At 34.3% G+C, this 25195-nt stretch carries 29 protein-coding genes and 1 pseudogene; 8 read left to right on the top strand and 22 right to left on the bottom strand.

Annotated features, from left to right (window positions below; genetic code table 11):
* Window positions 1-59 precede the first annotated feature (59 nt).
* The 7 genes from lpdA to MKX31_RS11745 form a co-directional block, all read right to left on the bottom strand.
* On the bottom strand, window positions 60-1439 hold the full coding sequence (gene lpdA, locus MKX31_RS11715) for a dihydrolipoyl dehydrogenase (protein ID WP_340980877.1): 1380 nt from the start codon (window positions 1437-1439) through the stop codon (window positions 60-62).
* A 15-nt stretch (window positions 1440-1454) separates the two neighbouring features.
* The gene (locus MKX31_RS11720) at window positions 1455-2654 is read right to left on the bottom strand and encodes a dihydrolipoamide acetyltransferase family protein (RefSeq protein WP_103656074.1); all 1200 of its coding nucleotides are present in this window, start codon (window positions 2652-2654) and stop codon (window positions 1455-1457) included.
* A 27-nt stretch (window positions 2655-2681) separates the two neighbouring features.
* Window positions 2682-3716: an acetoin:2,6-dichlorophenolindophenol oxidoreductase subunit beta gene (gene acoB, locus MKX31_RS11725; RefSeq protein WP_064475476.1), complete on the bottom strand. Its 1035-nt coding sequence runs from the start codon at window positions 3714-3716 to the stop codon at window positions 2682-2684.
* A gap of 17 nt (window positions 3717-3733) precedes the next feature.
* Window positions 3734-4732: an acetoin:2,6-dichlorophenolindophenol oxidoreductase subunit alpha gene (gene acoA, locus MKX31_RS11730; RefSeq protein WP_064475477.1), complete on the bottom strand. Its 999-nt coding sequence runs from the start codon at window positions 4730-4732 to the stop codon at window positions 3734-3736.
* 169 nt (window positions 4733-4901) lie between these two features.
* On the bottom strand, window positions 4902-5381 hold the full coding sequence (locus MKX31_RS11735) for a DinB family protein (RefSeq protein ID WP_048560849.1): 480 nt from the start codon (window positions 5379-5381) through the stop codon (window positions 4902-4904).
* 41 nt (window positions 5382-5422) lie between these two features.
* Entirely contained in the window at window positions 5423-6619 is a 1197-nt protein-coding gene (locus tag MKX31_RS11740) for an MFS transporter (protein ID WP_064475478.1), read from the bottom strand.
* Between the two features lie 123 nt (window positions 6620-6742).
* Window positions 6743-7702, bottom strand: a complete 960-nt coding sequence (locus MKX31_RS11745; protein WP_064475479.1) for a helix-turn-helix domain-containing protein — start codon at window positions 7700-7702, stop codon at window positions 6743-6745.
* Between the two features lie 135 nt (window positions 7703-7837).
* On the opposite strand from MKX31_RS11745, the gene MKX31_RS11750 reads away from it, so the two are divergent.
* Together MKX31_RS11750 and MKX31_RS11755 are read left to right on the top strand one after the other, a co-directional pair.
* Window positions 7838-8683, top strand: coding sequence for an oxidoreductase (locus MKX31_RS11750; RefSeq protein WP_064475480.1), 846 nt, complete (start codon window positions 7838-7840; stop codon window positions 8681-8683).
* Window positions 8684-8723: 40 nt separating this feature from the next.
* Window positions 8724-9242: a GrpB family protein gene (locus tag MKX31_RS11755; protein WP_064475481.1), complete on the top strand. Its 519-nt coding sequence runs from the start codon at window positions 8724-8726 to the stop codon at window positions 9240-9242.
* Between the two features lie 72 nt (window positions 9243-9314).
* Here the strand turns inward: MKX31_RS11755 and MKX31_RS11760 are convergent, their stop codons facing one another.
* From MKX31_RS11760 to MKX31_RS11785, 6 genes are all read right to left on the bottom strand, one after another.
* Window positions 9315-9695: a DUF4181 domain-containing protein gene (locus tag MKX31_RS11760; protein WP_064475482.1), complete on the bottom strand. Its 381-nt coding sequence runs from the start codon at window positions 9693-9695 to the stop codon at window positions 9315-9317.
* Between the two features lie 21 nt (window positions 9696-9716).
* On the bottom strand, window positions 9717-10157 hold the full coding sequence (locus MKX31_RS11765) for an NUDIX domain-containing protein (protein ID WP_098102849.1): 441 nt from the start codon (window positions 10155-10157) through the stop codon (window positions 9717-9719).
* Between the two features lie 27 nt (window positions 10158-10184).
* Window positions 10185-10508, bottom strand: coding sequence for a DUF4181 domain-containing protein (locus MKX31_RS11770; RefSeq protein ID WP_081257260.1), 324 nt, complete (start codon window positions 10506-10508; stop codon window positions 10185-10187).
* Window positions 10509-10576: 68 nt separating this feature from the next.
* Window positions 10577-11401, bottom strand: coding sequence for a PP2C family serine/threonine-protein phosphatase (locus tag MKX31_RS11775; protein ID WP_098112025.1), 825 nt, complete (start codon window positions 11399-11401; stop codon window positions 10577-10579).
* The gene (locus MKX31_RS11780; RefSeq protein WP_098102847.1) at window positions 11385-11876 is read right to left on the bottom strand and encodes an HIT family protein; all 492 of its coding nucleotides are present in this window, start codon (window positions 11874-11876) and stop codon (window positions 11385-11387) included. Before MKX31_RS11780 ends, MKX31_RS11775 begins: the two co-directional genes overlap by 17 nt.
* A 93-nt stretch (window positions 11877-11969) precedes the next feature.
* A complete protein-coding gene (locus MKX31_RS11785; RefSeq protein ID WP_064475484.1) occupies window positions 11970-12140 on the bottom strand; it encodes a hypothetical protein in 171 nt (56 codons plus the stop codon).
* A 218-nt stretch (window positions 12141-12358) separates the two neighbouring features.
* On the opposite strand from MKX31_RS11785, the gene MKX31_RS11790 reads away from it, so the two are divergent.
* A complete protein-coding gene (locus MKX31_RS11790) occupies window positions 12359-12595 on the top strand; it encodes a hypothetical protein (protein ID WP_064475485.1) in 237 nt (78 codons plus the stop codon).
* 48 nt (window positions 12596-12643) lie between these two features.
* Here the strand turns inward: MKX31_RS11790 and MKX31_RS11795 are convergent, their stop codons facing one another.
* Together MKX31_RS11795 and MKX31_RS11800 are read right to left on the bottom strand one after the other, a co-directional pair.
* Complete coding sequence (locus MKX31_RS11795; protein ID WP_098112026.1) at window positions 12644-13480, bottom strand: ABC transporter permease; 837 nt, start codon at window positions 13478-13480, stop codon at window positions 12644-12646.
* Window positions 13473-14678: a quaternary amine ABC transporter ATP-binding protein gene (locus tag MKX31_RS11800; RefSeq protein ID WP_064475487.1), complete on the bottom strand. Its 1206-nt coding sequence runs from the start codon at window positions 14676-14678 to the stop codon at window positions 13473-13475. Before MKX31_RS11800 ends, MKX31_RS11795 begins: the two co-directional genes overlap by 8 nt.
* A 171-nt stretch (window positions 14679-14849) precedes the next feature.
* Here MKX31_RS11800 and MKX31_RS11805 point away from each other — a divergent pair, with 171 nt between their 5' ends.
* Window positions 14850-15707, top strand: a complete 858-nt coding sequence (locus MKX31_RS11805; RefSeq protein WP_064475488.1) for a glycine betaine ABC transporter substrate-binding protein — start codon at window positions 14850-14852, stop codon at window positions 15705-15707.
* A gap of 45 nt (window positions 15708-15752) precedes the next feature.
* On the opposite strand, the gene clpP is transcribed toward MKX31_RS11805, so the two are convergent.
* Window positions 15753-16334 (bottom strand): ATP-dependent Clp endopeptidase proteolytic subunit ClpP, encoded by a 582-nt coding sequence (gene clpP / locus MKX31_RS11810; protein WP_000991621.1) that lies wholly within the window; start codon window positions 16332-16334, stop codon window positions 15753-15755.
* 21 nt (window positions 16335-16355) lie between these two features.
* Window positions 16356-17042: an RNA polymerase subunit sigma-70 gene (locus tag MKX31_RS11815; RefSeq protein WP_064475489.1), complete on the bottom strand. Its 687-nt coding sequence runs from the start codon at window positions 17040-17042 to the stop codon at window positions 16356-16358.
* A gap of 143 nt (window positions 17043-17185) precedes the next feature.
* On the opposite strand from MKX31_RS11815, the gene MKX31_RS11820 reads away from it, so the two are divergent.
* The 3 genes from MKX31_RS11820 (at window position 17186) to MKX31_RS11830 (ending at window position 18714) form a co-directional block, all read left to right on the top strand.
* Complete coding sequence (locus MKX31_RS11820; RefSeq protein WP_001125375.1) at window positions 17186-17506, top strand: 2Fe-2S iron-sulfur cluster-binding protein; 321 nt, start codon at window positions 17186-17188, stop codon at window positions 17504-17506.
* Window position 17507: 1 nt separating this feature from the next.
* On the top strand, window positions 17508-18173 hold the full coding sequence (gene rpiA / locus MKX31_RS11825; protein WP_064475490.1) for a ribose 5-phosphate isomerase A: 666 nt from the start codon (window positions 17508-17510) through the stop codon (window positions 18171-18173).
* Between the two features lie 106 nt (window positions 18174-18279).
* Window positions 18280-18714, top strand: a complete 435-nt coding sequence (locus tag MKX31_RS11830; protein WP_048560834.1) for a GNAT family N-acetyltransferase — start codon at window positions 18280-18282, stop codon at window positions 18712-18714.
* Between the two features lie 179 nt (window positions 18715-18893).
* On the opposite strand, the gene MKX31_RS11835 is transcribed toward MKX31_RS11830, so the two are convergent.
* Window positions 18894-19496 carry a DUF6944 family repetitive protein gene (locus MKX31_RS11835; protein ID WP_048560833.1) on the bottom strand — a complete coding sequence of 201 codons (603 nt, stop codon included), beginning with the start codon at window positions 19494-19496 and terminating at the stop codon, window positions 18894-18896.
* A gap of 701 nt (window positions 19497-20197) precedes the next feature.
* On the opposite strand from MKX31_RS11835, the pseudogene MKX31_RS11840 reads away from it, so the two are divergent.
* Window positions 20198-20661 (top strand): annotated as a pseudogene (locus MKX31_RS11840) (exosporium protein D).
* Between the two features lie 303 nt (window positions 20662-20964).
* Here MKX31_RS11840 and MKX31_RS11845 read toward each other — a convergent pair.
* From MKX31_RS11845 to MKX31_RS11860, 4 genes are all read right to left on the bottom strand, one after another.
* Window positions 20965-22332 (bottom strand): lytic polysaccharide monooxygenase, encoded by a 1368-nt coding sequence (locus MKX31_RS11845; RefSeq protein WP_098112178.1) that lies wholly within the window; start codon window positions 22330-22332, stop codon window positions 20965-20967.
* A gap of 357 nt (window positions 22333-22689) precedes the next feature.
* Window positions 22690-23883: a macrolide family glycosyltransferase gene (locus tag MKX31_RS11850; protein ID WP_340980888.1), complete on the bottom strand. Its 1194-nt coding sequence runs from the start codon at window positions 23881-23883 to the stop codon at window positions 22690-22692.
* A 69-nt stretch (window positions 23884-23952) separates the two neighbouring features.
* Window positions 23953-24630, bottom strand: a complete 678-nt coding sequence (locus MKX31_RS11855) for a formylglycine-generating enzyme family protein (protein WP_098112176.1) — start codon at window positions 24628-24630, stop codon at window positions 23953-23955.
* 32 nt (window positions 24631-24662) lie between these two features.
* The gene (locus MKX31_RS11860; RefSeq protein WP_103655053.1) at window positions 24663-25181 is read right to left on the bottom strand and encodes a DNA topology modulation protein; all 519 of its coding nucleotides are present in this window, start codon (window positions 25179-25181) and stop codon (window positions 24663-24665) included.
* Window positions 25182-25195 lie beyond the last annotated feature (14 nt).

The raw sequence follows: 25195 nt of genomic DNA on the forward strand, positions 1-25195 counted from the left end.
AAAACCCAAACCACTATTCTCTCATTCATTTAGAGAATAGTGGTTTATTATATTTTCATTTAAGCATGTACAGCATGTCCTATAGCTTGTAATAACGCTTCATGAATCGCTTCAGATAAAGTTGGATGTGCTGCAATATAATCTCTCATAATATCAGCGGTAACTTCTGTATGAATCATTACAGTTCCTTGTCCGATTAGTTCCGTTGCACGAGGACCGATAATAGAAATCCCAACAATTTCTTGATATTTAGGTTCCACAATAACTTTTACTTTACCCGTTTGTTCTCCAATAATAAGCGCTTTTCCGTTCGCTGTAAAAGGAAATTCTCCGATAAGAATATCACCATATTGTTCTCTTGCATCTTTTTCGCTTAAACCAACACTTGCGATTTCTGGGGATGTGTATATACATCGAGGTACTGCATGATAGTTAACTTTTACATCTTCTCCGCTCGCATGTAATGCTGCTGTCATCCCTTCATGGAAGGCAACGTGAGCAAGTTGTATTCCACCAATCACATCACCTGCTGCGTAAATATGTGATCTGTTTGTTTGCATATGTTCATTCACAGAAATTCCTTTATTTGAAAATTGAATACCTGCTTTTTCTAAACCTAATTCTTCTACACGTGGTTTTCGGCCGACAGAAACGATAACATATTCCGGATTGGCTTCTTGGATACTTCCTTCATATTCAAATGAAGCTTGCTTCTTATAAGTATTTAATCCTTTTAAAGCAGCTCCTGTAAATATTTCTGCGCCATCATTTTCTAGTTTATCTCTTAAAATATTTGCGATATCTTCATCTTCACCAGGTAATAATTGCGATGCCCTTTCAACAATCGTAACTTTTGTTCCAAGACGACTATAAATACTTGCAAACTCGCAACCTATTACACCACCGCCAACGATTAGTAATGATTTTGGTATACTTTCTAGGGACATTGCATGGCTACTATTTAAAATCCACTTCCCATCAAATGGAGCAAAAGGTAATTCAGTCGGTTCTGATCCTGCCGCTATAATGAACTGTTCTCCATCTACTACATCCTCTTTATTATCGTTTGTAACTCGTACTCGGTGATCCGTTTCAAAATTCGCTTTACCTTGTATAACTTTTATTTTATTTTTCTTCATTAAATATTGAATTCCTTGGACGAGCTGCGTTACGATTTGTGATTTCCTCGCCTGTATTTGCTTCCAATCAATTGATATACTTCCATTGTTAAGTGCAATTCCATAATGATTCGCTTTTCTCACAATGTCATGCACTTCTGCACTTTCTAACAATGATTTCGTAGGCATACAACCAACATTTAAACAAGTCCCGCCAAGATCCGCTTCATCAATAAGAGTGACATCTTTCCCATTTTGAGCCGCGGTAATTGCTGCTACATAGCCAGCAGGTCCGCCTCCAATAACGACTAATTTACTCATTCTCTCACCTTCTCTTTATAAAAGAATTGTTACAGATTCTTCTAAATAACGTTTAATTGTGCGTAAAAATGCAGCTGCTGGTGCACCGTCTAGTACACGATGATCGAATGTTAAACTTAAAGGTAACATACTTCCTTTTCTTAATTTTTTCCCTTTATATACAGGGACATGTTCAATTGCACCAACACCTAAAATACCAGTCTCAGGTGTATTTAATACCGGCGTAAAATATTCAATACCGAAGCTACCTAAATTACTAATTGTAAAGGTTGTTCCTTGCATATCATCACTATTTAAACTGCCTGCTCGTGCCTTTTGTGCCACATTTTTAATTTCTTTAGATAACTCTACTAAAGATAAATGATTAGCAAAGCGAATAGCCGGAACGACTAATCCTTTTTCTAACGCGACTGCCATGCCTAAATGAACATGTTCAAATTGATGAATTGCATCATCTATATAAGCGCTGTTCATTTCTTTATGCTCCGCAAGTGCTAATACAACAGCGCGAGAAACGAAATCCGTAATGGTTAGTTTGTTATCGTATCGTTTTTGTACAACTTCCGCTATGTCTTTATGTAAAGCAACTAAATCTGTCACATCTACTTTCATCGTTAATGTTAATTGCGCACTATTTTGTAAGCTTGTATGCATACGGTTTGCGATTGCTTTCCGCATACCAGTAACAGGAATGACTTTACTTCCCTCTTGTTCAAGTACTTCTGGAATTGTAACTCTTTCCTCAAGTGCCTTTAAAACATCTACCTTTGTAATTCTTCCGCCAGGACCTGTACCAATTAATGATCTAATATCAAGATTTTCAGTTTTTGCAATTTTCTTCGCAACAGGAGATATTTTGACTCTTTGCTTCGTCACATCTATCGCATATTGTTCTGCATGTTGTAAAATTTTAGGTTCTGGATTCGGTGTTTTCTCTTCTTCAACATTTGTACTTTCATAGACATCTACTTTTTCGCTCGGTTTACCGATATAGCAAATTACAGTGCCAGGTGGAACTCCCTCATCTTCACTTACAGCTATGTCAAGAACAGTTCCATCAGCTGGTGCTTCTATTTCCGTTTCGATTTTTTCTGAGTTAATACTAGCAATTAGTTCACCTTTTTCTACATTATCACCTGCTTTAATATTCCAGCTCGTAATAATACCTTCTTTCATCGCCATACCTAACTTTGGCATTACAACTTCTACAGCCATAGTTCTCTCTCCCTTCTAATCGTTTCATTACACATGTAATAAAGATTGGTCTCCGATCATTTCTGATACAGTTTCAATTACTTTCTCCGGCGTTGGTAAATATAACTTTTCAAGTGGTGGTGAGAACGGAACTGGTGTATGTGGTGCTGTAATTCGTTTAATTGGTGCATCTAACAAATCGAATCCTTTATCCGCTACAATTGCTGCAATATCTGTTGCGATACTACATCTTGGATTTGCTTCGTCAATAACAATCAGGCGATTCGTTTTTTCAACAGATGCTAAAATCGTATCTTCATCCAGCGGTGATAAAGAACGTGGATCGATTACTTCTACTTCGAGTCCCTTTTTCGATAATTGCTTTGCAGCTGCAAGTGCTGTATGAACTTGTTTTCCAATTGCGACGATTGTTACATCAGAACCTTCACGTTTAATATCTGCTTTTCCTAAAGGAATTGTATAGTACCCTTCTGGCACTTCACCTTTCATATTGTAAAGTGTTTTATCTTCAAAGAAGATTACTGGATCATCATCTTCAATTGCCGCCAATAATAAGCCTTTTGCGTCATACGGAGTAGAAGGAACGACGACTTTTATACCTGGAATGCTCGTAAATAAAGCATATAAACTTTGTGAATGCTGCGCTGCTGCACTAAAACCAGCACCATGCATCGTACGTACTGTAACTGGTACTTTCGCTTTACCACCGAACATATAACGGAATTTTGCACCTTGGTTTAATATTTGATCAAGACAACTACCGATAAAGTCATTAAACATTAATTCAGCAATCGGACGTAATCCTGTTGCCGCAGCTGCCATCGCTGCTCCCATATAACCAGCTTCAGAAATTGGAGTATCTAAAATACGATTTCGGCCAAATTCTTGTACAAGTCCTTTCGTAACACCAAGAACACCGCCCCATGCTTCATCATCTTGCAAGTGATCAACTTGTGCACCTCCTGCAACGTCTTCTCCTATCAAAATTACATTTTCATCACGACGCATTGAAATTTTCATCGCTTCATTAATTGCAGTTGACATACTTACTGTTCTAGTCATTATTTTTCACCCTCCTCTTATTTGTAAGAAACGTATACATCTTTTAATAATTCTTCATCCTCTGGATATGGACTATTTTCACTAAATTCAATCGATCTTTGCACTGCTTCATCTACTGCCTTTTCCATATCCACAAGTTCGGATTCCGTTAATAAAGCTTCATGAATTAAATGCTTGCGGAAATGCACAATCGCATCTTTTTCATTTAAATGTTCTTCTTTTTCTTCCGCTGTTTTATACGTTTGTGCTTCTCCTTCAAAATGACCGTAATTACGATATGTCATGCATTCAATTAAAGTTGGGCCACCGCCATTACGTGCACGCTCAACAGCCTCTTCCGCCGCTTTATATACTGCTAATAGATCTTTTCCATCTACTTGAACACCCGGAATGTTATATGCTTTTGCACGATCAGCAATAGAGTTACAACTAGAAGCATATTCAAATGTCGTTGCTTCACCGTAACCGTTATTTTCTGCGATAAAAATAACTGGTAACTTCCAAATCGCTGCTAAATTAACCCCTTCATGGAATGTTCCTTCATTATTTGCTCCGTCACCGAAGAAGCAAACACTTACATCTTTCGTTCCTTTATATTTAGCTGTTAATGCTGAGCCGCAAGCAAGTGGAAAACCTCCGCCTACAATCCCATTTGCACCAAGCATTCCTTTATTTAAATCGGCAATATGCATGGAACCGCCTTTACCTTTACATAACCCTGTCACTTTCCCGAAAAGTTCAGCCATCATCCCGTTTAAATCACAGCCTTTTGCGATACAATGTCCATGTCCTCTATGCGTACTTGTAATACTGTCACTATCTGTTAAGTGGGCACATACACCAACTGCTACTGCTTCTTCACCAGCGTATAAATGAACGAAACCTGGCAGAACGCCTTGCGCGAACAATTCATGCACCTTGTCTTCAAACTTACGAATCTCTAACATTTTTTCATACATCCAACGAGCTTGTTCTTTCGTAATTTCATTCCCTTTACTTTCAGTTGTTTTTAACATGTCCAGCCCTCCTATTTTCTTGTTCATCTTTTATATTGCAAGTACTGTGCCAAATTCTAATCCTTGATTTCATGGGTTTTCTCATTTCTTTCATAATAAAAAAGTGGACAAAATGAGACATATGTCTCGTTTTGTCCACTTTTGTTCACCTAATTTGAGAATTATTATCTTATTCATTCTCAAAACTCTTCTGTAACTTCCGGATGTAAATAATTTGACCAATATGATAAGCATTATGAGTTGTTACATTCGCCAATATTTCCCACCACTTTGCGGAAACAGAAAATCCAACTACATCACTTTCCACCTTCTCTTCATTTATAAGCTTTTGCCATTGTAACAGTTTCTCTAGTAGTTTTTCTCTCAACTCATCGAAGGTTTGATTATTTGAAAGCATAAAACTTTTGTTATTATCACCAATAGCGGGCACGGCATCCACATTCGATTCTTTGTACCTAGTTTGCCACGTTGAATTCCAATACAGTAGATGTTGTACAATTTCAGCTATACTATTACTCTCTTCATTCGGTTTCCAGAAAGCTTCTCTCTCAGGTAGATCTTTCACTGCATCTGAAAATGGAATATACCAACTAGGATCGTTTGCATTCGCTAATAATTGATCTGCTAATACATCTTTCACATGTACCACTTTACGTCCTCCCTTTAAAAAGATTCATTTCATGACAATACTCACTTCTCTAAATACGCTGAGTTTGTAAGATTTCCTCTTTTTAAACGCAATCCCATACATATACATATAAAGAAACCGAACGCACCTAATCCATAAGCAGCTGTATAACCACTTGTTTCAATAATCCAGCCTGCAAGTCCTGGTCCAATCATTTGACCAACTGCATAAAAAACAGATATAAAACTAATTGCCATCGATACATACTTTTGGGATACTTGCTTTGATGCTGCAACTTGTATTAATAAAAGGATACCACCGAGGCTAGAACCCCAAATTATTGCCGATACGATAAAACCCATTATGTTTTCAAAAAGGATTGGCACCACATCACCTATTACAGCTAATATAAGTGCAATACATAACGTTTTCTTTATGCCAATCCGATCTGAAATCAATCCCCAGATAGGAGCTCCTACTATTGAAAACATACCGGCAATTGCATAAATAGTTCCTGACATCGCTGCCGAAATACCACTATCAATCATAAAACTAGTTTGATATAAATTCGGAATTAAGTAAACAATGCCCACAATAAAATACATCCATGCAATAACATATAGTTCTTTTGTTTTCCATAAAAACGATTTATAATTCCCTTTTTCCTCATCTTCGGTTACATCAGGATTTTTCAAAATAATTGAAGCGATACATACTACGATACATGTAATAACCCCAAACAAAAACCATACACCACGCCAACTGTACGCAGGAAATGTACGTACTACATAAGGAACAATTATTCCACTAAATAACATACCTATGCCAGCACCGCTTAATAACAGCCCCATTACAGTTCCTCTTTTGTCCGGAAACCATCCTACCGTTATTGACATGAGTGGTGTATATACTAAAGCACTACCAGCTCCAGCACATAGCATACAAATAGCGACTAGCCAAAATGAATAAACAAAGGCTAATCCCAATAAGCTTACAACAACAAGCCAACTCCCTATTAATAAAACGGATTTTGCGCCGAAACGGATAGTAAATATTCCAGATGTTCCTACAGTTAATAAATATCCTAAAAAAAGTATTGTTCCTAACATACCTGATTGAGCTGTAGATAAATGAAGTCCCTCTTGCATAAATGGCAATATAATTCCATATGCCATACGTGCAAAACCGGTTGTTGTTATAATAAGAAACATCCCTGTTAATACAAATAGCCAAAAATGACTTTCATTCCGCTCTTTCATTTAAATTCCTCCATAAAAAATTATTTCCAATTGGATGTTGTTTGTAATTATAATGACCATTACAAAAAGCAACTACCAAATAACGGAGGAATTTACGGTATAGCGGATTATTCCTGTTTTACGTTAATAAATACGTAAAAGTTTTGATGGATTCATTCCATACTTTTTACGAAATAACTCTGAAAAATGACTGACATTATTGTACCCAACTGCAAATGCCGTTTCGGTCACATTACTATTTCCCGAACGTAGTAAATCTATCGCATGTTCCATACGTTTTTCTCGTAAATATGCAAATGTGGACATCCCAAATAATTCTTTAAATCCAATTTTTAATTTATAATCATTTAATCCTACTATTTTAGCCAATTCTAATAATGATGGGGGTGATTCCATTCGTTGAAGTAAAATTTCTTCAGCCTGTTTTATTTTATTCAAATCCTTTTTTGATAATTGACTCCTTTTATTTGCGTCACAATCATTAAGCAACACTCTCCCAAAATGTATAGAAAGCAATTCGAGCGCTTTACTTTCTAATTCTAGTTGACTAATACGATCCTTTTGGGGAGGCTCTATCATTTTCTTAATAAGATTAGATGTTATAGAATCAATTGGATTTTGAAACTTTTTAAAAGATTGATTTCCTAATATAGAATGAAAATCAAGACTTTTTTCAATAGCATTATTCATCATGAAATGATTAAATAATTGTACAGGAATCCCAATTGCTAATGAATATAGAGGCCTTTCTTTTTCATATTCAAATAACACATCAAAATCATTCATAAAATATAAATAACTATTTCCAGTCATTAATTCATACGCGGAATGACCAACTTGCACTTCTCCGAACCCTTGTAAACAAAAATTAAGCTCAACCATTGCTGCATCAGATGCAAACTGGATGCGATAATTTTTATGAAATTGATAATTTGATAACACAATTTCCATTCCTGAAAATGAAGTCCATCTTCGTATTTCACCCTTACCTATTGTTTTGGGCATATTCATATGCCTTTCCTCTACAACTTGTAAACCATGAAAGTATTTATGAAAAATATCATGAAAACCGTTAGTCTCCATGAAATCCACACTCCTTTTATGTGAAAACTAAATTTAATTGATAACCATTTTCAATTATAACAAATATCTTTATACAATAAATAGATTTTATCCCCATAACTCGTTATGATAAAAGAAAAAGAAAGCTGGCGGAAAATGGATAAAAAAATCGCAGTTATAACTGGGGCTTCAAGTGGTTTCGGTCTTTTAACAACACTTGAGCTTGCGAAAAAAGACTATTTAGTCATAGCTACAATGCGAAACCTTAATAAACGAGAAGTTTTAATATCTCAAGCTACTCAACTCAACTTACAACAAAACATAACAGTTCAACAATTAGATGTAACCAATCAAAATTCTATACATAACTTTCAATTATATTTAAAAGAAATAAACAGAGTAGACCTACTGATTAATAATGCAGGATATGCAAATGGGGGCTTTGTAGAAGAAATTCCAGTAGAGGAATACCGTAAACAATTTGAAACGAACCTTTTTGGAGCTGTATCAATTACTCAACTTGTATTACCTTATATGAGAGTACAAAAAAGTGGGAAAATCATTAATATAAGCAGCATTAGTGGTCAAGTTGGATTCCCTGGTCTATCCCCTTACGTTTCTTCAAAATATGCGTTAGAAGGCTGGAGTGAATCACTTCGTTTAGAAGTAAAACCGTTCGGAATAGATGTTGCTTTAATTGAACCTGGTTCTTATAACACAAATATTTGGGAAGTTGGTAAACAACTAGCTACAAACCAATCTGATAGACCTTCTCCTTACAAAGAATATATGGTTAAAATACAAAAACATATTAATAGCGGCAGTGATACATTTGGTAATCCGATAGATGTTGCTAATAAAATTGTAGAGATTGCTGAATCTAAGCGTACGAAATTACGATATCCGATTGGAAAAGGTGTAAAATTTATGATCTTTGCGAAGAAGATTCTTCCTTGGAGATTGTGGGAATACCTTGTTTTGAGAAGCTTTAAGAAAATGTAGTTTACTTTTTTGATAACATTTTGAAAGAGGTGCTAATCAAATGTTAGGTTTACCGTTTGGAAAAGTGTTTTTAGTTCCATGGACTGAAGAATGGCAAATTGAGTTTATGAAAGAAAAACAACTCATTGAAGAACAAATTGGCAAACATATTTTAGCGATACACCATATTGGTAGTACCTCTATTCCACATTTAAGTGCAAAGCCAATTATTGATATTGCAATCGAACTAGAAAATTATACGGACGGTTTAACATGTATAAAAAAGTTAGAACTACTAAACTATAAATACAGAAAAGATGTACTGCCTGAACGATATTATTTTAATAAAGGAGAACCACGAACTCATCAAATTCATATATATGAACAAGGCAATACATATTTAATAGAACAATTACAATTCAGAGATTACTTAATTGACAATAAAACTTCTCGTATACAGTATGAACAGTTAAAGGTTCAACTTTCACAAGCTAATCCTAATGAAAAACATCAATATGCAGAGGATAAAACAAATTTCGTTACATCCATTTTAGCTAAAATAAATGATAAATTTAAATAAGAAACCATTTACTACTCAATGGTTTCTTATTAATTAGTTAACTCTTGATTTGTACCATTAATAATCACCTTATTATGCAGCAGGTGGAACGAAATAAACTAGTATTGAGAGCATCAATATAAATGCAACCATTCCCGTTATTGAAAGTATATATTCTTTTGATTCTCTATCATACTTCCATTCCATCCATGCTCTTAAAGTCAATGATATCCCTAAATAAGTGAACATAACATAAGCCATTTTAGAGTTTTCAAATTTAAACATATAATAACAACTACCTATTATATAAATAATCATAAGCCCTATTTCCAATTTTACATGTAAACTATTCACATGCTTATATCCAAATAATCCTCTTTTTTCCGCATTCAACTTTCTTCTTAAAAACTGTTCTAAAAAGTAACCACCTATAGGCAGTCCAATAATAATAATCAAAATTGTAGAGGTACTCATTGTTGTTCCCCTCCTATTACTTTATTTATTTTTAGAAATAAAGTGGACTATATTTCGGTTATTCTCTTCTAAATAACTTACAATCCCTTCAGGATATGTGGGCTTCTCCTTTAATTCATTTATACTTTTCCAAGTTAATATAATATCCTCATATTCTTTATGTCTTATTTCATTTGTTATTCTCTCTTTAACAGATCCCCAATGCATCAATGTGCAATGATGTCCTTTTTCGTTATTCCACTTGAAAATATCCTCATTTACAACGGCTAACTCTTGAACATCAATCTTCAAATCGTATTCTTCTATTAATTCTCGTATTATTGCTTCTTTTGATGTTTCACCAAATTCAATAGAACCGCCTGGAAAACGATAAAATGTTCCCCTTAAATCACATTGAACAAGCACTTTAGAATGGTCTTCATTTAAAATCATTACTTCAGCACGTAATTTAGGATTTTTCATTTGTCTCCCCATTCATTCCACATATGATTAAATCCAATAGTTATAAAAGAATAGATTAATCATAATTCCTGTTATTATTAATAATGGAACTGTTCCTAAAGAAATGACATATTCCCTCGACTCTTTATCATATTTCCACTCCATATATGATTGAAAGCAGTATAAAGTTATTAAAAATAATATGGGTAAATTACTAATATAAATAGGATTTAAAGTGGCACATATCATCGTTACTATTATATAAGAAATGATAAGAGCCCTAATGCCCCATTTATGAGCGTTGTTTACATATTTACTATTCCAGTCAGTTTGTTTCGGTATATTTAATTTTTTTCTCACTACTTTTTCCAAAATAACTAATAATATGATCCATAATACTAATAAAATCCCTTTAACTAAAAGCAGTGATGTCTCCTCCTTTACCTTTTATCCGGTTGATCACTCGGATAAGTAGCATTCTCTTTGTTTTCAACGTCCCAACTAATAATTGTCGCACTATCTCGTCCGAATTGATGATGAACTTGCTCTAATACATGATGAACACTTTCTTCAAGTTCTATATTATTTCTATTCATATCATTATACAGATTCAATGGTGTTTCATAATGACGTTCCCCGCATTCTAATACCCCATCTGTAACCATTACAATTCGATTCTTTCCAGCACGTAATTCACGAATTCCTGTTGAATAGCAAGGGACTGGTAAATGAAATGTATTTACATTTCCAATCCATTCGTAAAAATGGCGTTGATTTAATGCATATTGTCCTAACTTATGTAACTCTTCATGAAATACATAAACTAAACAATCACCAATAGATAACCACCATATGTAGTTTTCTTTTCTTACACATATTAAGCACGCTGTTTCACCTTTTACTTTTTTGCACTTTTCTTTAAATGAGGGGGATTTAAAGATTGTAAGTAGATGATTTTCAACCGATCGAAATACTGTATCAATCGATTCATTCAACATTGCTTTTATATGTTCATATTCTTTTTGGATTGTATTTACTACTAAATCAACACTTTCCGCACTATTATGTCCATCTAAAATAGCTGCAAATTCCCAATCACCATTCGACCAAACTAACGCACCATCTTCATTCTTTTTTGCTCCAGCACTTATATTCCCGCCATATGCACCGAGTACGATATCACCATATTGTTTTACTGAAACTTCGTCTAAACACATCTTCTTATTTCCAACCCATGAACATTGTCTATTATTTGTTGTATGCATATTCACTCACCATATACTTTCGTATTCTTTCGCATAGTTTTTTGATTTTTTCTGCGTCACCATATGGTGCACCAGTCCATTTCGCTACTTCAGTCGGTGACCAAAACTCTTTGGGTGTATTTGGATAACGCGGTATAATGTGCATATGCGTATGTGGTACACCATTCCCTGAAACAAAAGTGTAAATATGTTCTGCACCTTCACTTTCTTTTAGCGCTTTACTTACTCTACTTGTTATAAGTCCGAACGCTTTCGCTTCTTCATCTGTTAGTTCAGCAAGACCAGGTACATGTCTTTTTATATCTATCATTACATAACCAAGGTATGTTTCTTCACTATCCCAGTGGACATGTCCTACGTAAACGAGTTCATCTTCGTATATAGCTCCACCTGGAACTATTATGTTTCCTCTATGTTTTTCGCAAATAAAGCAGTTTTGTTCTACTTGATTGTTTGTTGACATATCCATCACCATCCTTTTTATTTATAATATCATAAAAAAAGGAAAAACAGGATTTATATTCCGAAAATCCATTTAACGGGGTAATTTTTGAAATGATTTTAATACTCACTTTTTCTTCAAAAATGCAACGCCAATTACGATTCCTATCACAATTCCGATTACCAAATTATTAGTAAAAAACCCTTGAAACACACCGATTACAACCCCTATACCGATACCTATTGCCAAGGCTTCATTTCTTTTATTATTTTTAGCCAAAATTGCATCTCCTCCCATCATTTCTCCCTAAATAACATACATTTACTTGAATGTATTAATATATTCACTACCTCACTTGAATATTTCCAAAAAATGTACCTTAACTTCACATAATAATATTTTCCATTTTCTGTACATACTCCTTTTATCATAATAAAATTTCAAGTAACCATTAATTATACATAGGCATTTACTATAAAAAAGCTTCGTAATTTATTGAAGGAGGAAAGGTTTAAATGCATCCTCACTGGAATCCAAATATAAATCAACAATATGTGTATTCCCCACATCCCGTAAGAAATACACTGCATCATGATTCACAATATATGATGCAGCGTATCGCAAGTCTTGAAAGTCAATTAGCGAAATTAATCTCATTAATCGAAGAGAATAATCATTTAATTAAATCAATGGAACAACAACAAAACCATGTTTGTGCACCAGCTGGTAGTTCTGTTATCGTTCGTATGTAATTTTTCCGAACAAAAAACACACTTTGTATAATAAAGTGTGTTTTCCTTTTATCTTCTTTTTTGATGAAATCCTTGTGTAATACGGTCTAGTATAATTGCAATGACAACAATAGCTAGTCCGGCTTCAAATCCCATTCCGATATTAACTTGTGTGACAGAGCGGTATACATCAACTCCAAGACCTGGCGCTCCTACAAGAGATGCTGTTACTACCATCGATAAAGAAAGCATAATACTTTGGTTCACACCAGCCATGATTGTTCCAGTTGCGAGTGGTAATTGTACTTTAAATAATTTTTGTGATGCAGTAGAGCCAAACGCATTCGCTGCTTCAATTAAATCTTCTGGAACTTGTCTAATTCCTAAGTCAGTAAAACGAATTGTCGGTGGCATTGCAAAGATTACGGATGCGATAATCCCAGGCACTACACCTACTCCGAAAAATGTAATTGCAGGAATAAGATATACGAAAGCCGGCATTGTTTGCATAAAGTCTAATGTCGGTTTTAAAAATTTTGAGAAGCGTTCATTTTGAGAAGCTAAAATTCCGATTGGGATTCCTAAAATAATTGAAATAATAACAGACGTAAGTACAAGTGCTAATGTTTGCATCGTCTGTGCCCAGTAGTTAATATTTAAAATAAATAATAAACCGATGAGTGTAAAAATAATTAAAGATACCTTTCTCGTTGTGTACCAAATGAGGAAACAAAGGATAATAATCATCAATATGGCCGGTATTATTGTTAAAAAATTAGTGAGTAAATCAACGAATCCACCGATAATATAAGAGAATCCTCGGAATAAGCCTTCAAGATGCTCATATAAACTTGCAACAAATGAATCGACCCATTCCCCTAATGGAATACGTGGTATACTACTCATCGTCTTTCACCTCTTCCTCAATATTACCTGCAAGAGCTTGAATGACACTTTCGCGTTTAATAATTCCTCTTAGCCTTTTCTTCTCATCAATTACGGGTAACGGATATTTCATCTCCGCCATTTTTGCATATGTTTCTTCCAGTAAAGTATCTAAATACACGTGCGGAATATCGTTTAGTAATAAATCAGCAATTGGCCATTGTTTTTGAACGGCTTTACTCGCATCATCCGCAGTTAATATACCTAAAAACTCATATTTTTTGTTAACAACATATACAGTTGAAACACCTGCATTTCTCATAATCTGAAGTGCTACACGTGGTCCACGATCAATTAATAAAGTCTCTGGTCGTTTTAATATAGATTCCGCCGTAATTACTTTTCCTAAATTTACGTCCGCAACAAACTTCTCAACAAATTCATTCGCTGGACTCATCATAATTTCTTCCGGCGTTCCAATTTGAACAATCTCTCCATCTTTCATTAACGCAATCCGATCGCCAATTCGAAGCGCTTCATCTAAATCATGCGTAATAAATATAATTGTTTTCTCCATTTTATCTTGTAGCTCTAACAATTCATCTTGCATTTCTTTGCGAATCAGTGGATCTAATGCACTAAATGACTCATCCATTAACAATACATCTGGATTATTTGTTAATGCCCTTGCGATTCCAACACGCTGCTGCATACCGCCACTAAGTTGACTCGGATAATTATCTTTATGATGATCGAGTCCTACTAACTGTAGCGATTCTAATGCTTTATTTTCTCGTTCCTCTACTGGAACTCCTTGAATTTCTAACCCGTACGCAACATTTTGTATCACTGTACGGTGAGGGAATAAAGCGAATTTTTGAAACACCATGCTCATCTTCGTTCTTCTCACTCTTCGCAACTCTTCTTTTCCCATCGTTGCGATATCTTCACCATCTATGTATATATGCCCCGCCGTTGGTCTAATTAATTGGTTTAACATACGGACCAACGTAGATTTTCCGCTACCAGACAAACCCATAATTACAAAAATTTCTCCCGTGTATACTTCAAACGTTGCCTTTTTCACACCAACGTTCATTCCTGTCTCTTTTAAAATTTCCGATTTGCTTTTTCCTTCTTTTAATAAAGACAGCGCTCTTTGCGGGTGTTTCCCAAATACTTTTGTTACGTTTTCAACACGCACCTTTGTATTATCCATGTCACTACTCCTTTTCTACCCATCTATTCATATAGTGTTGCGATTTTACAAAGAAATATTACATAAAAATGACATTCATAAGATTTCTTTAAAATTCGCGTTTCCGTTCATAATAAGAATGCTTACTTATACATTTATTTAAAAAGGCAAAAGTTTCTTAGGAGGGTTTCGATGAAAAAGAAAATATGGCTTATATGCCTTGCATTATTTATTACTATGATTTTCTCTTCATGTAATGCAACAAATGCAAATTCGAAAGGAAAAATTAAACTTGGTGTAACAAGTTGGAAAGAAAACATTGCAACTGCAAACATGTGGAAAGTTCTATTAGAACAAAAAGGCTATAAAGTTGAACTCATGTATTTAGAAAAAGCTGCGATTTGGACTGGCGTTGCTCGTGGTGATGTGGATGCGAATTTAGAAGTATGGCTACCCGTTACGGATAAACCGCTAAATGCTCGTTATAAAGATGATATTGTCTTAAAATCCAAATGGTATGAGGGTACTGGGCTAGGCTTAGTCGTCCCTTCTTATGTGAAAAACATAAACAGTATCGAAGATTTAAATGCTCATAAAGATGAGCTAGATAACAAAATTGTCGGTATCGAACCCGGTAGTAGTCTTATGAATTTAACAAATAAAGCAATGAAGGAATATGATATAAAACTAAAGCTTGTCCAATCTTCTGAAGCTGCGATGATGAGTGAACTAAAGAAAGCATATAAGAAAAAGAAACCAATCGCTGTTACGCTTTGGAATCCGCATTGGGGCTTTTCAGAATTTGACTTAAAATATTTAAAAGACCCTAAGAAAGTATATGGTGAAAAAGATGACATTTATTACTCTGTTCGTAAAGGTTTCGAAAAAGATCATCCGGATATCGTGAAATACTTTGACAAATGGAAAATGAATGATGAGCAGCTTGGCACATTAATGGTCACGTTAAATAAAACGAAAGATCCCGAAGAAGCTGCACGAAAATGGATTGAAAAAAATCAAGCACTAGTTGATGAATGGGTAAAAGATTAATAAAACAGGCTAGAGGATTAGCATATCCTCTAGCCTGTTTTTATCTTATTTTTTTGTAACAACATCATCTACAATCCCATACTCCTTTGCCTCTTCAGCAGTCATAAAATAATCTCTTTCTGTATCATGTGCTACTCTTTCAATCGATTGCCCCGTTTTTTCTGCAATCATTTTATTAATATCACGCTTTAACTTTAGTATTCTTTTCGCTGTTATTTCAATTTCTGTTGCCTGTCCTTGCGCACCACCAAGTGGCTGATGAATCATAATTTCACTGTTAGGGAGTGCAAATCGTTTTCCTTTTGCACCTGATAATAATAACAATGCACCAAATGATGCTGCAAATCCCATACAAAGTGTTTGCACATCTGGTTTGATTAGATTCATCGTATCTAATATGGCAAAACCTGCTGTCGTTGAACCACCTGGGCTGTTGATGTATAAATATATATCTTTCTCTGCATCTTCCGCTTCTAAAAATAATAATTGAGCTACGACACTACTCGCTACTTGATCATTAATTTCTGAACCGATAATAATAATGCGGTCTTTTAATAACCTTGAATATATATCATAGGAACGTTCTCCTAATTTCGTTTGTTCTACCACATATGGAATTGCATTCATTTTAAATCCCTCCAATAATTGTTATGCCGCTAAAAGCATACAACTGTAAGAAGAAGGTTTTTTCGCATTAAATAATAAGACTGGCTGTTTAGATGGTAACTTAGTAAAATCTATTGTCGGAAGAAGCTTAGTTAACAATTCCGGCCTTTCTTCCCGAATAGACGTTACTACAACTTCAATATCATCTGTGAATTCGACTATCTCAATCCCTTCTTCACTTACAGTTTTCAGCCTATTTCTACTCCGAAATAAAGAAGCTTTCACTGCACCTTCTGATACGGAACATACTTTAGCAATATCAGCTATACTATATTGAAACACATCTTTTAATAGTAAAATTGCGGATTGCTGTACATTTAATGACGATAATACTTTCCCTACCATTTCATGCAAATCTGCAATGTTCTCTTGTGGGGCATCAAAAATAATTTGTTTCTTTATTTTTTCATGAACTGATTTTGATTTCATCTGGTCTATCCAGCGATTTCTAGCTATTTTATATACAAGCGTCATACAAATATCTTTCTTACTATATTTTTGAAGAACTTTACAAACCGTTTCTTGGGCAAGATCTTCGCCGTCCCATTTATTTTTCGTTAAAAATGTACAATACCTTTTCAACTCTCCGTATTGCTCAATTAAAAAGTTTATATTTGAATGATTTATATCGATATGATTCTTTAAAATATGAGTTACTTTTGTGCACAAAATAACCACTCCTTTTCAGCGCTTACTTAATTAACGATTCAACAAATAAAAAAGTTACGGGGCATATAAAAAAATTATGTTTATGTTCAATAATTCGCGGTCATAAATATGTTATGTACAATTTTACTTGAGGAGGAATAAATTTGCCAAAATTAACAATTGAAGGTGCGGGAACTTTCGATGTGAAAGAAGGCACAAAGTTAGTATTAGCGATCGAAGATAACGGTGTACACATTCTCCATCGCTGCGGCGGGAAAGCCCGCTGTACAACTTGTAGAGTAGAAATTATAGCAGGTGAGTTTTGTGAAGCCAGTTCTAATGAAAAAAATGCGATTACAGAAAAAGGAATTGAAGATCACTTACGTTTATCATGCCAAATGCACGTACATAAAGATATAGTCGTTCGTCCTATACTTACAGTAGAAAATTCAGGTCTTGATGCAGGCCCACGTCCAGCAGAATGATATGCTAAATTTCAAACAGCTCGCTGGTGAATATGCTGCTAACTTTGTAAAAGATGGGATGAAAGTTGGACTTGGTACAGGTTCTACTGTATATTGGACGATACAAAAATTAGGTGAGCGTGTAAAAGAAGGATTATCATTTCAAGCTGTACCAACGTCAAAAGAAACGGAATTATTAGCTAAACAACTAAATATCTCTCTAATTTCGTTAAACGACGTACAAAGTCTTGATCTTACAATTGATGGAGCGGATGAAATTGATGCTAATTTACAGCTTATAAAAGGTGGTGGTGGCGCATTACTTCGCGAGAAAATTGTTGCCACTTCCTCCAAAGAACTAATTATTATTGCTGATGAATCGAAACTTGTAACACATTTAGGTACTTTCCCATTACCTGTTGAAATTATACCTTTTTCATGGAAACAAACCGAAAGGAAAATTCAATCTTTAGGTTGTCAAACAACGTTACGTTTAAAAAATAATGAAACGTTTTTTACCGATAACAATAACATGATTATTGATTGTATATTCCCTCATAACATAACTAATCCTGCCAATTTACACACTCAATTAAAAATGATTACAGGTGTAGTTGAAACAGGGTTGTTTGTTAATATGACTAGTAAGGCGATTATTGGAACAAAAAATGGGATAAAGGAATTATAATGAAAGCTGACTCTTACAGTCAGCTTTTTATATTTTCTCTTTATTGCGTATCATTATGATATACTATGAAAACAAAAGCACATCACACTAGAAAGGGCTGAACAATTTGCACTCCAAACTCATAACAGAACTTACAGATTTAGAAACTGCCTTTCATATTCGAAAAGAAGTATTTGTAAAGGAACAAAATGTACCTCTTGAAGATGAATTCGATACATTCGATGAAATCGGTGAGGAATGTAAACATATTTTAGTTTATTATAACGAGCTTCCTGTAGGTACAGGTCGTATACGATTTGTTGAGGGCGCAGGAAAATTAGAACGTATTTGTATTTTAAAAGACTATCGTAAATACGGATTAGGTAAAGTCATCATTCAAATGTTAGAAGAAATTGCTCGTAATGAACAAGCTACAAAAGTGAAATTACACGGGCAAACACAAGCTGAAGGATTTTATAGGAAATTAGGCTACGAAACTTCTTCTGATATATTTATGGAAGATGGTATTCCACATATACTTATGATGAAAGTGTTATCATAATAGAAAGATGGCTATATTGTTTATTCATATAGTCACCTTTCTGTATCTTATTCACTTGAAAGCAAAGAACCTAGCATACATAGTCTTAAAAGAACCTTAATGAATTGGCGTTCTCTAGTTTTCTATTCGCACTATATTCTGTTTGCTTTCACTTTAAAAAGATTATTTTATTAAACTCACTATGAATTGTTATCTACTATCTCTTGTCTTTCTTCTCTTATTTGACCGATTAATGAAACTACAGAACCAACTGCTTGAATCCAGCTCCCCGTAATTACTATAATCTGTCCATCCTCCTCATTGCCTTCCGAAATCCCCTCCACTTTATCCCGACTAGCTTTCAATTCATCAATTCCACCTATTGCCTGTAATGAATTTCCGGTCGCTTGTAACACATTCCCGGCAATGTTATACGATTCATCTATATCGGAACTATCCTCTAATTCTCCACCTATTGCTGTAATACCACCTAATGCTTGTATCCAATTCCCTGCAATCACTACTTTTTTTTGTGTATTATCTTCAAATTCTATAATGAGTCCTGTTAAAACCGTTACATTACCAATTGATTGGATTTCATTACCGATTTTTTCAAGAGATATTTCCCCTTGTCCATCAGCTTCCAGACCGTTCCCTGTTGCCTGTAATACATTCCCCCATATGTTTAAATCTCTTCTTAATTCGTCGTTCAATTTTTTAAAAGGTGTACTACCAACCGCAGCAATAATTGTCCCTACTGCAACAAACCAAGCACCAACTATCTCCTTAATCGGATCATCCATTTTCAATCTATCCCGTCATTAATTTACTACTTACAGGATATGAATTTATGCATCTCCATGTTAATAGCCTACTTCTCTCCATTTGAATAAAACTCGATATTTCGTTAATACTATAAATACATCAAGTGTGACATCCTTGTTTGGAGCAGTTAGCTTTTGCTAATCGCTCTTTTATTTCGTTCTTGCTTCTCGAAGAATTCTTTAAATACGTTTCCCAATACGTACACATTCTGTATTCCCCCTCGAATACAATACATAACTCAATATAATATCTATGTATCTAGATTACTACCCCTGTATTGATTAGTTAAAGTTGGCTAACCGCTTCATTATTTGCAATGAAATTAAATTTCTGATTTTTTTAAAAATCCATCTCGATATTCATAATTCCAAACATCTAAAATCAAAAAATATAATTGTATCATCACAGGAAAATTTTCCGAATAACTTTTTTGTTAAAAAGTTTTCACCTTAAAATTAGACAAGCATATGTTATTGAATGGAGATTCTCCATTCATAAGATTCTTACCTTTCTTATCTAGAGCACACTTTAATGTGTGCTTATTTTTAGTTAGAAACTACAACATCCTCAAATATATTTCTTTTTTTACAAAAGCGGATATTATTCTTTTGTACAAGCACTCTTTCCTTTTAATTAATAATATATATTGATATTACAAAGAAAGGAGAGCAAAATATTTATGGCTAATTATTTTTATAAAGATGGTAAAAAATATTATAAAAATCAATCGCATTCGAACGATCAAAAAATAACTGTTTTATTGAAACTCATACGATAACTGGTTCTGCAGAAAATGCAAATGGAAATATACCTTTATCTGTTTTCCTTGAAACCACCGCGCCACAAATTGTATTTGAGGATTTCACAAACAATCATAATAAAACATTAATTCAGTTATTCGTTGTCGGGATGAGTGCACCCGTTCAAGTAACTATTCTAACAAGAAAATCTAGCCGCCCAATTACTGCAACATTACAACCTGTTCAAACAAAAATATTTCAAGTTGAAGATTTTCAAAGTCTTACTTTTACCAAACAGGAGGGTCCTACTAGTATAGTTAGTTTATTTGTGCAAAAAACATTTTGTATTTGCTGTAACGATAATAAGGATTCGTGTGATGAATATTATCAAGATTGTAATTAATAGATTAACGCAGCAAAAGAAACCGTTTTATACAGGGTTCTTTTTATTTCGCTCCATACATTTTCAAAAACATTTTAGAATCATACACTATGATTTTTCTTTAATTCTCTCCTTCCCCGTTATTTTATAAAAATAACACTTTAGTTTAATTACGGGACTTATCATCATTTAATGAAGGAAAGTAAAATTTAGAAAAAAAGACGACGTATTCAACGTCGTCTTTTTTATAAACAGAAAAGTGAATTCTCAAGATTTCCTTTTACGTCAAAGCCCATCATCTCTTAGTTCATACCTAGGTAAAGCTTACACTGTTTTCCATAATGATAAGGCATAAATCCAGTTTGGATCCCCATTTCCTTGATAGCTCTGGACTGCTTCATATACTTTTCCTTCGTGTAGAACTCTATCTCCCTTTTCATATGCTTTCTTTGCATCCCAACCTTCATATGAAGCGCTTTCAGTTTTTGTAGTAATTGTGAATATATCACTCTGTACAGATTCATTTCCAGCTACATCAACAGCTTTCACTACATATTTATAAGTAGTATTAGAGAGTAAATTTTTATCCATATAAGAAGTCGTATTAGATGTTGCAATCTTTTTCATTGATCCTTCTGTTTCTCTATAAATATCGTAATGGTCTACACTAATATTATCGTCAGATGGACTCCACATTAAATCAACACTTGATGCTGTCGTTCCCATACTATGTAATCCTTTTGGCTGTGTTGGTGCTTCTGTATCAGGAGCCTCAACTGTTGTTTTTACTGTAAGCGCTGCACTTTCTTTCGAGACATTTCCAGCTACGTCAATTGCTTTTACAGTATAAGAGTATTCTGTACTTGGTTGTAATTTTTTATCAATAAAATGAGTTCCTGGTACTGTATCAATCATCTCTCCGTTACGGAAGATTTGATACCCTTTTACCCCTACATTATCCGTAGAAGCGTTCCATGCTAGTTCTATACTATTCGCTGTTACTTTTTGTGCCTGAATTCCATTTGGAATACTTGGAGCTTCTGTATCTAGTTTTACGTCATTGATAAGATTAACATCGATTACATTATAGAATGCATTTGCTGTATCAGCTACATCCCATACTGCTAAAATCACATGATATCCACTACGATCAGTAGGTACATTGATTTTGTGAGTTAAATGATTTGAGGCTGCAGAACCATCATGTTGTACAGTTCCAATTGGTTCAAAATCTGCTCTTGTGAGCGCTTTATTTGGATTCCATCCTTTTTTTGTAATATAGTAATGCCATTTGCTCGTTAAGTGAGGCGCTGTATACTTCCAAGTAAATGTATTTTCTCCACCAGTGATTGTATTTTTAAACCAACGATTTGCTGTTTGTTGATCTAAAATACCACCAAATTTACCACCTGCAGAAGCGATTTGTCCATCAAGTGGGCCACCTTGCGGGAATCCTTTTGGTGCTTCTAAGCTTTGCGGTTCATACATAACACTTCCGCAGTTTACATTTAGTGCACCATAAGTTGGACTACATAAAGCAGATCGACTGCCAGGCTTTTCAACAAAACCGTGCGCGTATGCGTTTTGAGGAATAAGTGTCGTGCCAATAATTCCGGCTGTTAATGCAACAGCTCCTAGACTTTTTTTGTTCATTTTCATGTTTTGTAGTTGTTTTAAAAATCGATTATTCATGTTTCTGTCCCCTTCTTGTTATACTTCGTAGTGTAATGTGGGCTTTGATGTAAAAGAATAACAAGAGACAATCTTGTATCGATGTATGTGTTAGTAATTCATACACCATAGCGAGAATATATTTCGTTTCTTGTGAAATATTTCACTTAATGAATATATCATGACATAGAAATTACCAAAACATGTGCAAAAGTTGTGCAGAAACTGTGAAATCATTAGTAACACGTAAAACTATCACCTAAATTTATAATGCAGGATATTCAACCTTTCAAAACAATCGATTCTTCGCTCCATATAACAGAAGAGTGCCTATATCCTTTCATATAGACACTCTTCTCATGTTTAATTTTCTATTTATTACTGACCAGCAAATGTAGTAATTTCATCAACAGCTTGCTTATATCCACCAGACTTCCGGAAAGACTCCTTCAAATTCAAAGCAGATTCTTTATATGAAGGATTATTTAATACAAGTTCTACACTTTCACGTAGTTGTTCCTCAGTCAATTCTTTCATGTGCAACTTAACCCCAGCTCGGAGATTCTCCACTTGCTTCGCGATAACTGGCTGATCTGCACTTTGCGGAATTACAATAAGCGGAATCCCGTTATATAATCCTTCATGTGTACTGTTCATTCCGCCATGTGTAATAAATAACTTTGTATATGTAAGTAGTTTCGTTTGTGGTACATAGTTTTTTACAATGAAGTTTTTAGGAATTTCACCTAAATCACTTATTCTCGTTTTATTACCAATAGACATCACAATTGTATGATTACTATTCTCGAACGCTTTAAAACAAAGTTTATAAAAATTAAGTGCTTCATTAAAAACAGTACCTAGTGAAATGTAAATCGGGCTTTTCCCTTCAATTGTAGTAAAATCAAACTCTTCATTTTTTGCTTGTGTAGAGATAGATGGACCTACAAATGTAAATGTTTCATCAAACATGTCTCCAAAAGGTTGGAACTCCTTTATTGTATACACAATAGTAAATGGCGCTGGATTACAAAAAACTTCATACGGTGAGTTTATTTCAACACCATATTTTTCCGTGATTCCCTTTGTTAATCTTTCAAAATCATTATGTATCCTATTATGAACTTCCACTGGGATATTTTTAGACAAGTGGTCTAACATTTGTTCAAATGATTTTTCATCCTGTGCAAACGATGTGCAGGAATTTATTGCTGGAAGCTTTAAAATTTGAGCAATTATATGTCCACAACCAAACATTGAATCATGAATGATGTAATCAAAATGTTCCCCTTCAATTTGTTCAAGAACATTTGGTATAATAACATCTGCCGTATGTAAAAGACCATTTATTCTCTCTGATAAATAATTTCGACCACCAGAAAGAAAAGCTTTTAAAAACTTTTGCTCTTCAATTGTTCGTACAGTAGCACCCGTTCTCTCAATACGATCTCTAAAAGATTCAATTGAAAAATAAACTACCTCTTCCCCGCGTGAAACTAATTCTTCTACAACTTGCAACGTTGGATTTATATGTCCTTCTGATCCAGTATTAATGAATAAAACACGTGCCACTTTAAACACTCCTTAATTTAAATCTTGTCTATGTTGCCATTAGTATTATAGGTATTTTGTCTTATTCTTCTAAATGGACCTAGCAAGCCTAAACCCAAGGTCATCTATATGAAATGTAGGATGACTACGGCGACGACAAGTCGCACCGCAACCTCTAGCTGCTTCAGCCCAGCTACCGCCGCGGAAAATTCGGTATGATCCGTACACTTGTTCATCATATAAATCATAGCACCATTCCCAAACGTTTCCTAACATATCGTAAAGTCCCCATGCATTCGGTTCTTTTTTTCCGACCTCATGAATATATCCACTTGAATTTTCATTGTACCAAGCAATCTCTTTCAGTTCTCCATATATGTATCCCGTAGTTCCTGCCTTACACGCATATTGCCACTCTGCTTCAAAAGGTAATCGGTAGCCATTTGAATCTAAATTACAACTAACAATTAGACCATCTTCACTAATAGAATAATATTCTTTTAATCCCGCTTTTTTGGAAAGTAAATTACAAAATATAATGGCATCATTCCATGAAATATTTACAACTGGTTTATTTTTATCTTTCAATAAACTTGGTTTGTTATTCGCAATCGCATCATATAATTCCATCGTTACAACATATTTTGCAAGAAGAAATGGTTTTATTTGTACTTGCCATTGTTTTTTTATTCGATCATCTCTTAATTCTACTTTTCCTGCTGGAATTTTCACCATATTAGAATCAACGGAGCCAATGAATCTATTCAATGCTATTCCCCCATTTGACTTCTTTTTATAATCTAACAATTTAAGTGATCGTACTTCTCTAAAAATAATCTTACTTCATTTGAAGATTTTAAAATAATAACATCTTTATCTTTACTCAATTGATTTAACCTCTTTAAAATTGAAGGTCGTTTCGTTTTAGGATATTCCCATATCCATTTAAAAAATTGCAAATCAAACCTTTCTTCACATCCAGCACCCATATCCGGTCTTGTTTTATTCCGATATTGTACAACCCTTTTAAAAGCACGATAAACACATATTGTTCTATGAATATCAAGAAAGATGATTGTATCAGCTGCGTTAATTCTTATGTCCATTGTCCCGCCATAATTCCCATCAATAATCCACTCATCTTCTTTAACTAATTCATTTTGAACCGTTCTTTGCTCCTCTTTGGAAACCCCCTCCCAATTTGGTTTCCAAAATAGTGCATCAAGATGATGCACCTTAATATTTAGTTTGTTTCCTAATTGTCTTGCTAATGTAGATTTTCCTGAACCACCAGAACCTATTAATATTATTTTTTTCATAAATACCCCTTCTT

The organism is Bacillus sp. FSL M8-0063 (assembly GCF_038005545.1).
Lineage (GTDB): Bacteria > Bacillota > Bacilli > Bacillales > Bacillaceae_G > Bacillus_A > Bacillus_A wiedmannii.

Coding starts and splice junctions, on each gene's coding strand:
- MKX31_RS11750 (WP_064475480.1), top strand. CDS start 7,838: ATGGATAAAAAAATCGCAGTTATAACTGGGGCTTCAAGTGGTTTCGGT.
- MKX31_RS11845 (WP_098112178.1), bottom strand. CDS start 22,332: ATGAATAATCGATTTTTAAAACAACTACAAAACATGAAAATGAACAAA.
- MKX31_RS11835 (WP_048560833.1), bottom strand. CDS start 19,496: ATGGATGATCCGATTAAGGAGATAGTTGGTGCTTGGTTTGTTGCAGTA.
- MKX31_RS11775 (WP_098112025.1), bottom strand. CDS start 11,401: ATGCATACAACAAATAATAGACAATGTTCATGGGTTGGAAATAAGAAG.
- acoB (WP_064475476.1), bottom strand. CDS start 3,716: ATGACTAGAACAGTAAGTATGTCAACTGCAATTAATGAAGCGATGAAA.
- acoA (WP_064475477.1), bottom strand. CDS start 4,732: ATGTTAAAAACAACTGAAAGTAAAGGGAATGAAATTACGAAAGAACAA.
- MKX31_RS11800 (WP_064475487.1), bottom strand. CDS start 14,678: ATGGATAATACAAAGGTGCGTGTTGAAAACGTAACAAAAGTATTTGGG.
- rpiA (WP_064475490.1), top strand. CDS start 17,508: ATGCTAAATTTCAAACAGCTCGCTGGTGAATATGCTGCTAACTTTGTA.
- MKX31_RS11765 (WP_098102849.1), bottom strand. CDS start 10,157: ATGAAAAATCCTAAATTACGTGCTGAAGTAATGATTTTAAATGAAGAC.
- MKX31_RS11795 (WP_098112026.1), bottom strand. CDS start 13,480: ATGAGTAGTATACCACGTATTCCATTAGGGGAATGGGTCGATTCATTT.
- MKX31_RS11720 (WP_103656074.1), bottom strand. CDS start 2,654: ATGGCTGTAGAAGTTGTAATGCCAAAGTTAGGTATGGCGATGAAAGAA.
- MKX31_RS11755 (WP_064475481.1), top strand. CDS start 8,724: ATGTTAGGTTTACCGTTTGGAAAAGTGTTTTTAGTTCCATGGACTGAA.
- MKX31_RS11740 (WP_064475478.1), bottom strand. CDS start 6,619: ATGAAAGAGCGGAATGAAAGTCATTTTTGGCTATTTGTATTAACAGGG.
- clpP (WP_000991621.1), bottom strand. CDS start 16,334: ATGAATGCAATTCCATATGTGGTAGAACAAACGAAATTAGGAGAACGT.
- MKX31_RS11780 (WP_098102847.1), bottom strand. CDS start 11,876: ATGGTGATGGATATGTCAACAAACAATCAAGTAGAACAAAACTGCTTT.
- MKX31_RS11860 (WP_103655053.1), bottom strand. CDS start 25,181: ATGAAAAAAATAATATTAATAGGTTCTGGTGGTTCAGGAAAATCTACA.
- MKX31_RS11785 (WP_064475484.1), bottom strand. CDS start 12,140: ATGGGAGGAGATGCAATTTTGGCTAAAAATAATAAAAGAAATGAAGCC.
- MKX31_RS11805 (WP_064475488.1), top strand. CDS start 14,850: ATGAAAAAGAAAATATGGCTTATATGCCTTGCATTATTTATTACTATG.
- lpdA (WP_340980877.1), bottom strand. CDS start 1,439: ATGAGTAAATTAGTCGTTATTGGAGGCGGACCTGCTGGCTATGTAGCA.
- MKX31_RS11760 (WP_064475482.1), bottom strand. CDS start 9,695: ATGAGTACCTCTACAATTTTGATTATTATTATTGGACTGCCTATAGGT.
- MKX31_RS11790 (WP_064475485.1), top strand. CDS start 12,359: ATGCATCCTCACTGGAATCCAAATATAAATCAACAATATGTGTATTCC.
- MKX31_RS11745 (WP_064475479.1), bottom strand. CDS start 7,702: ATGGAGACTAACGGTTTTCATGATATTTTTCATAAATACTTTCATGGT.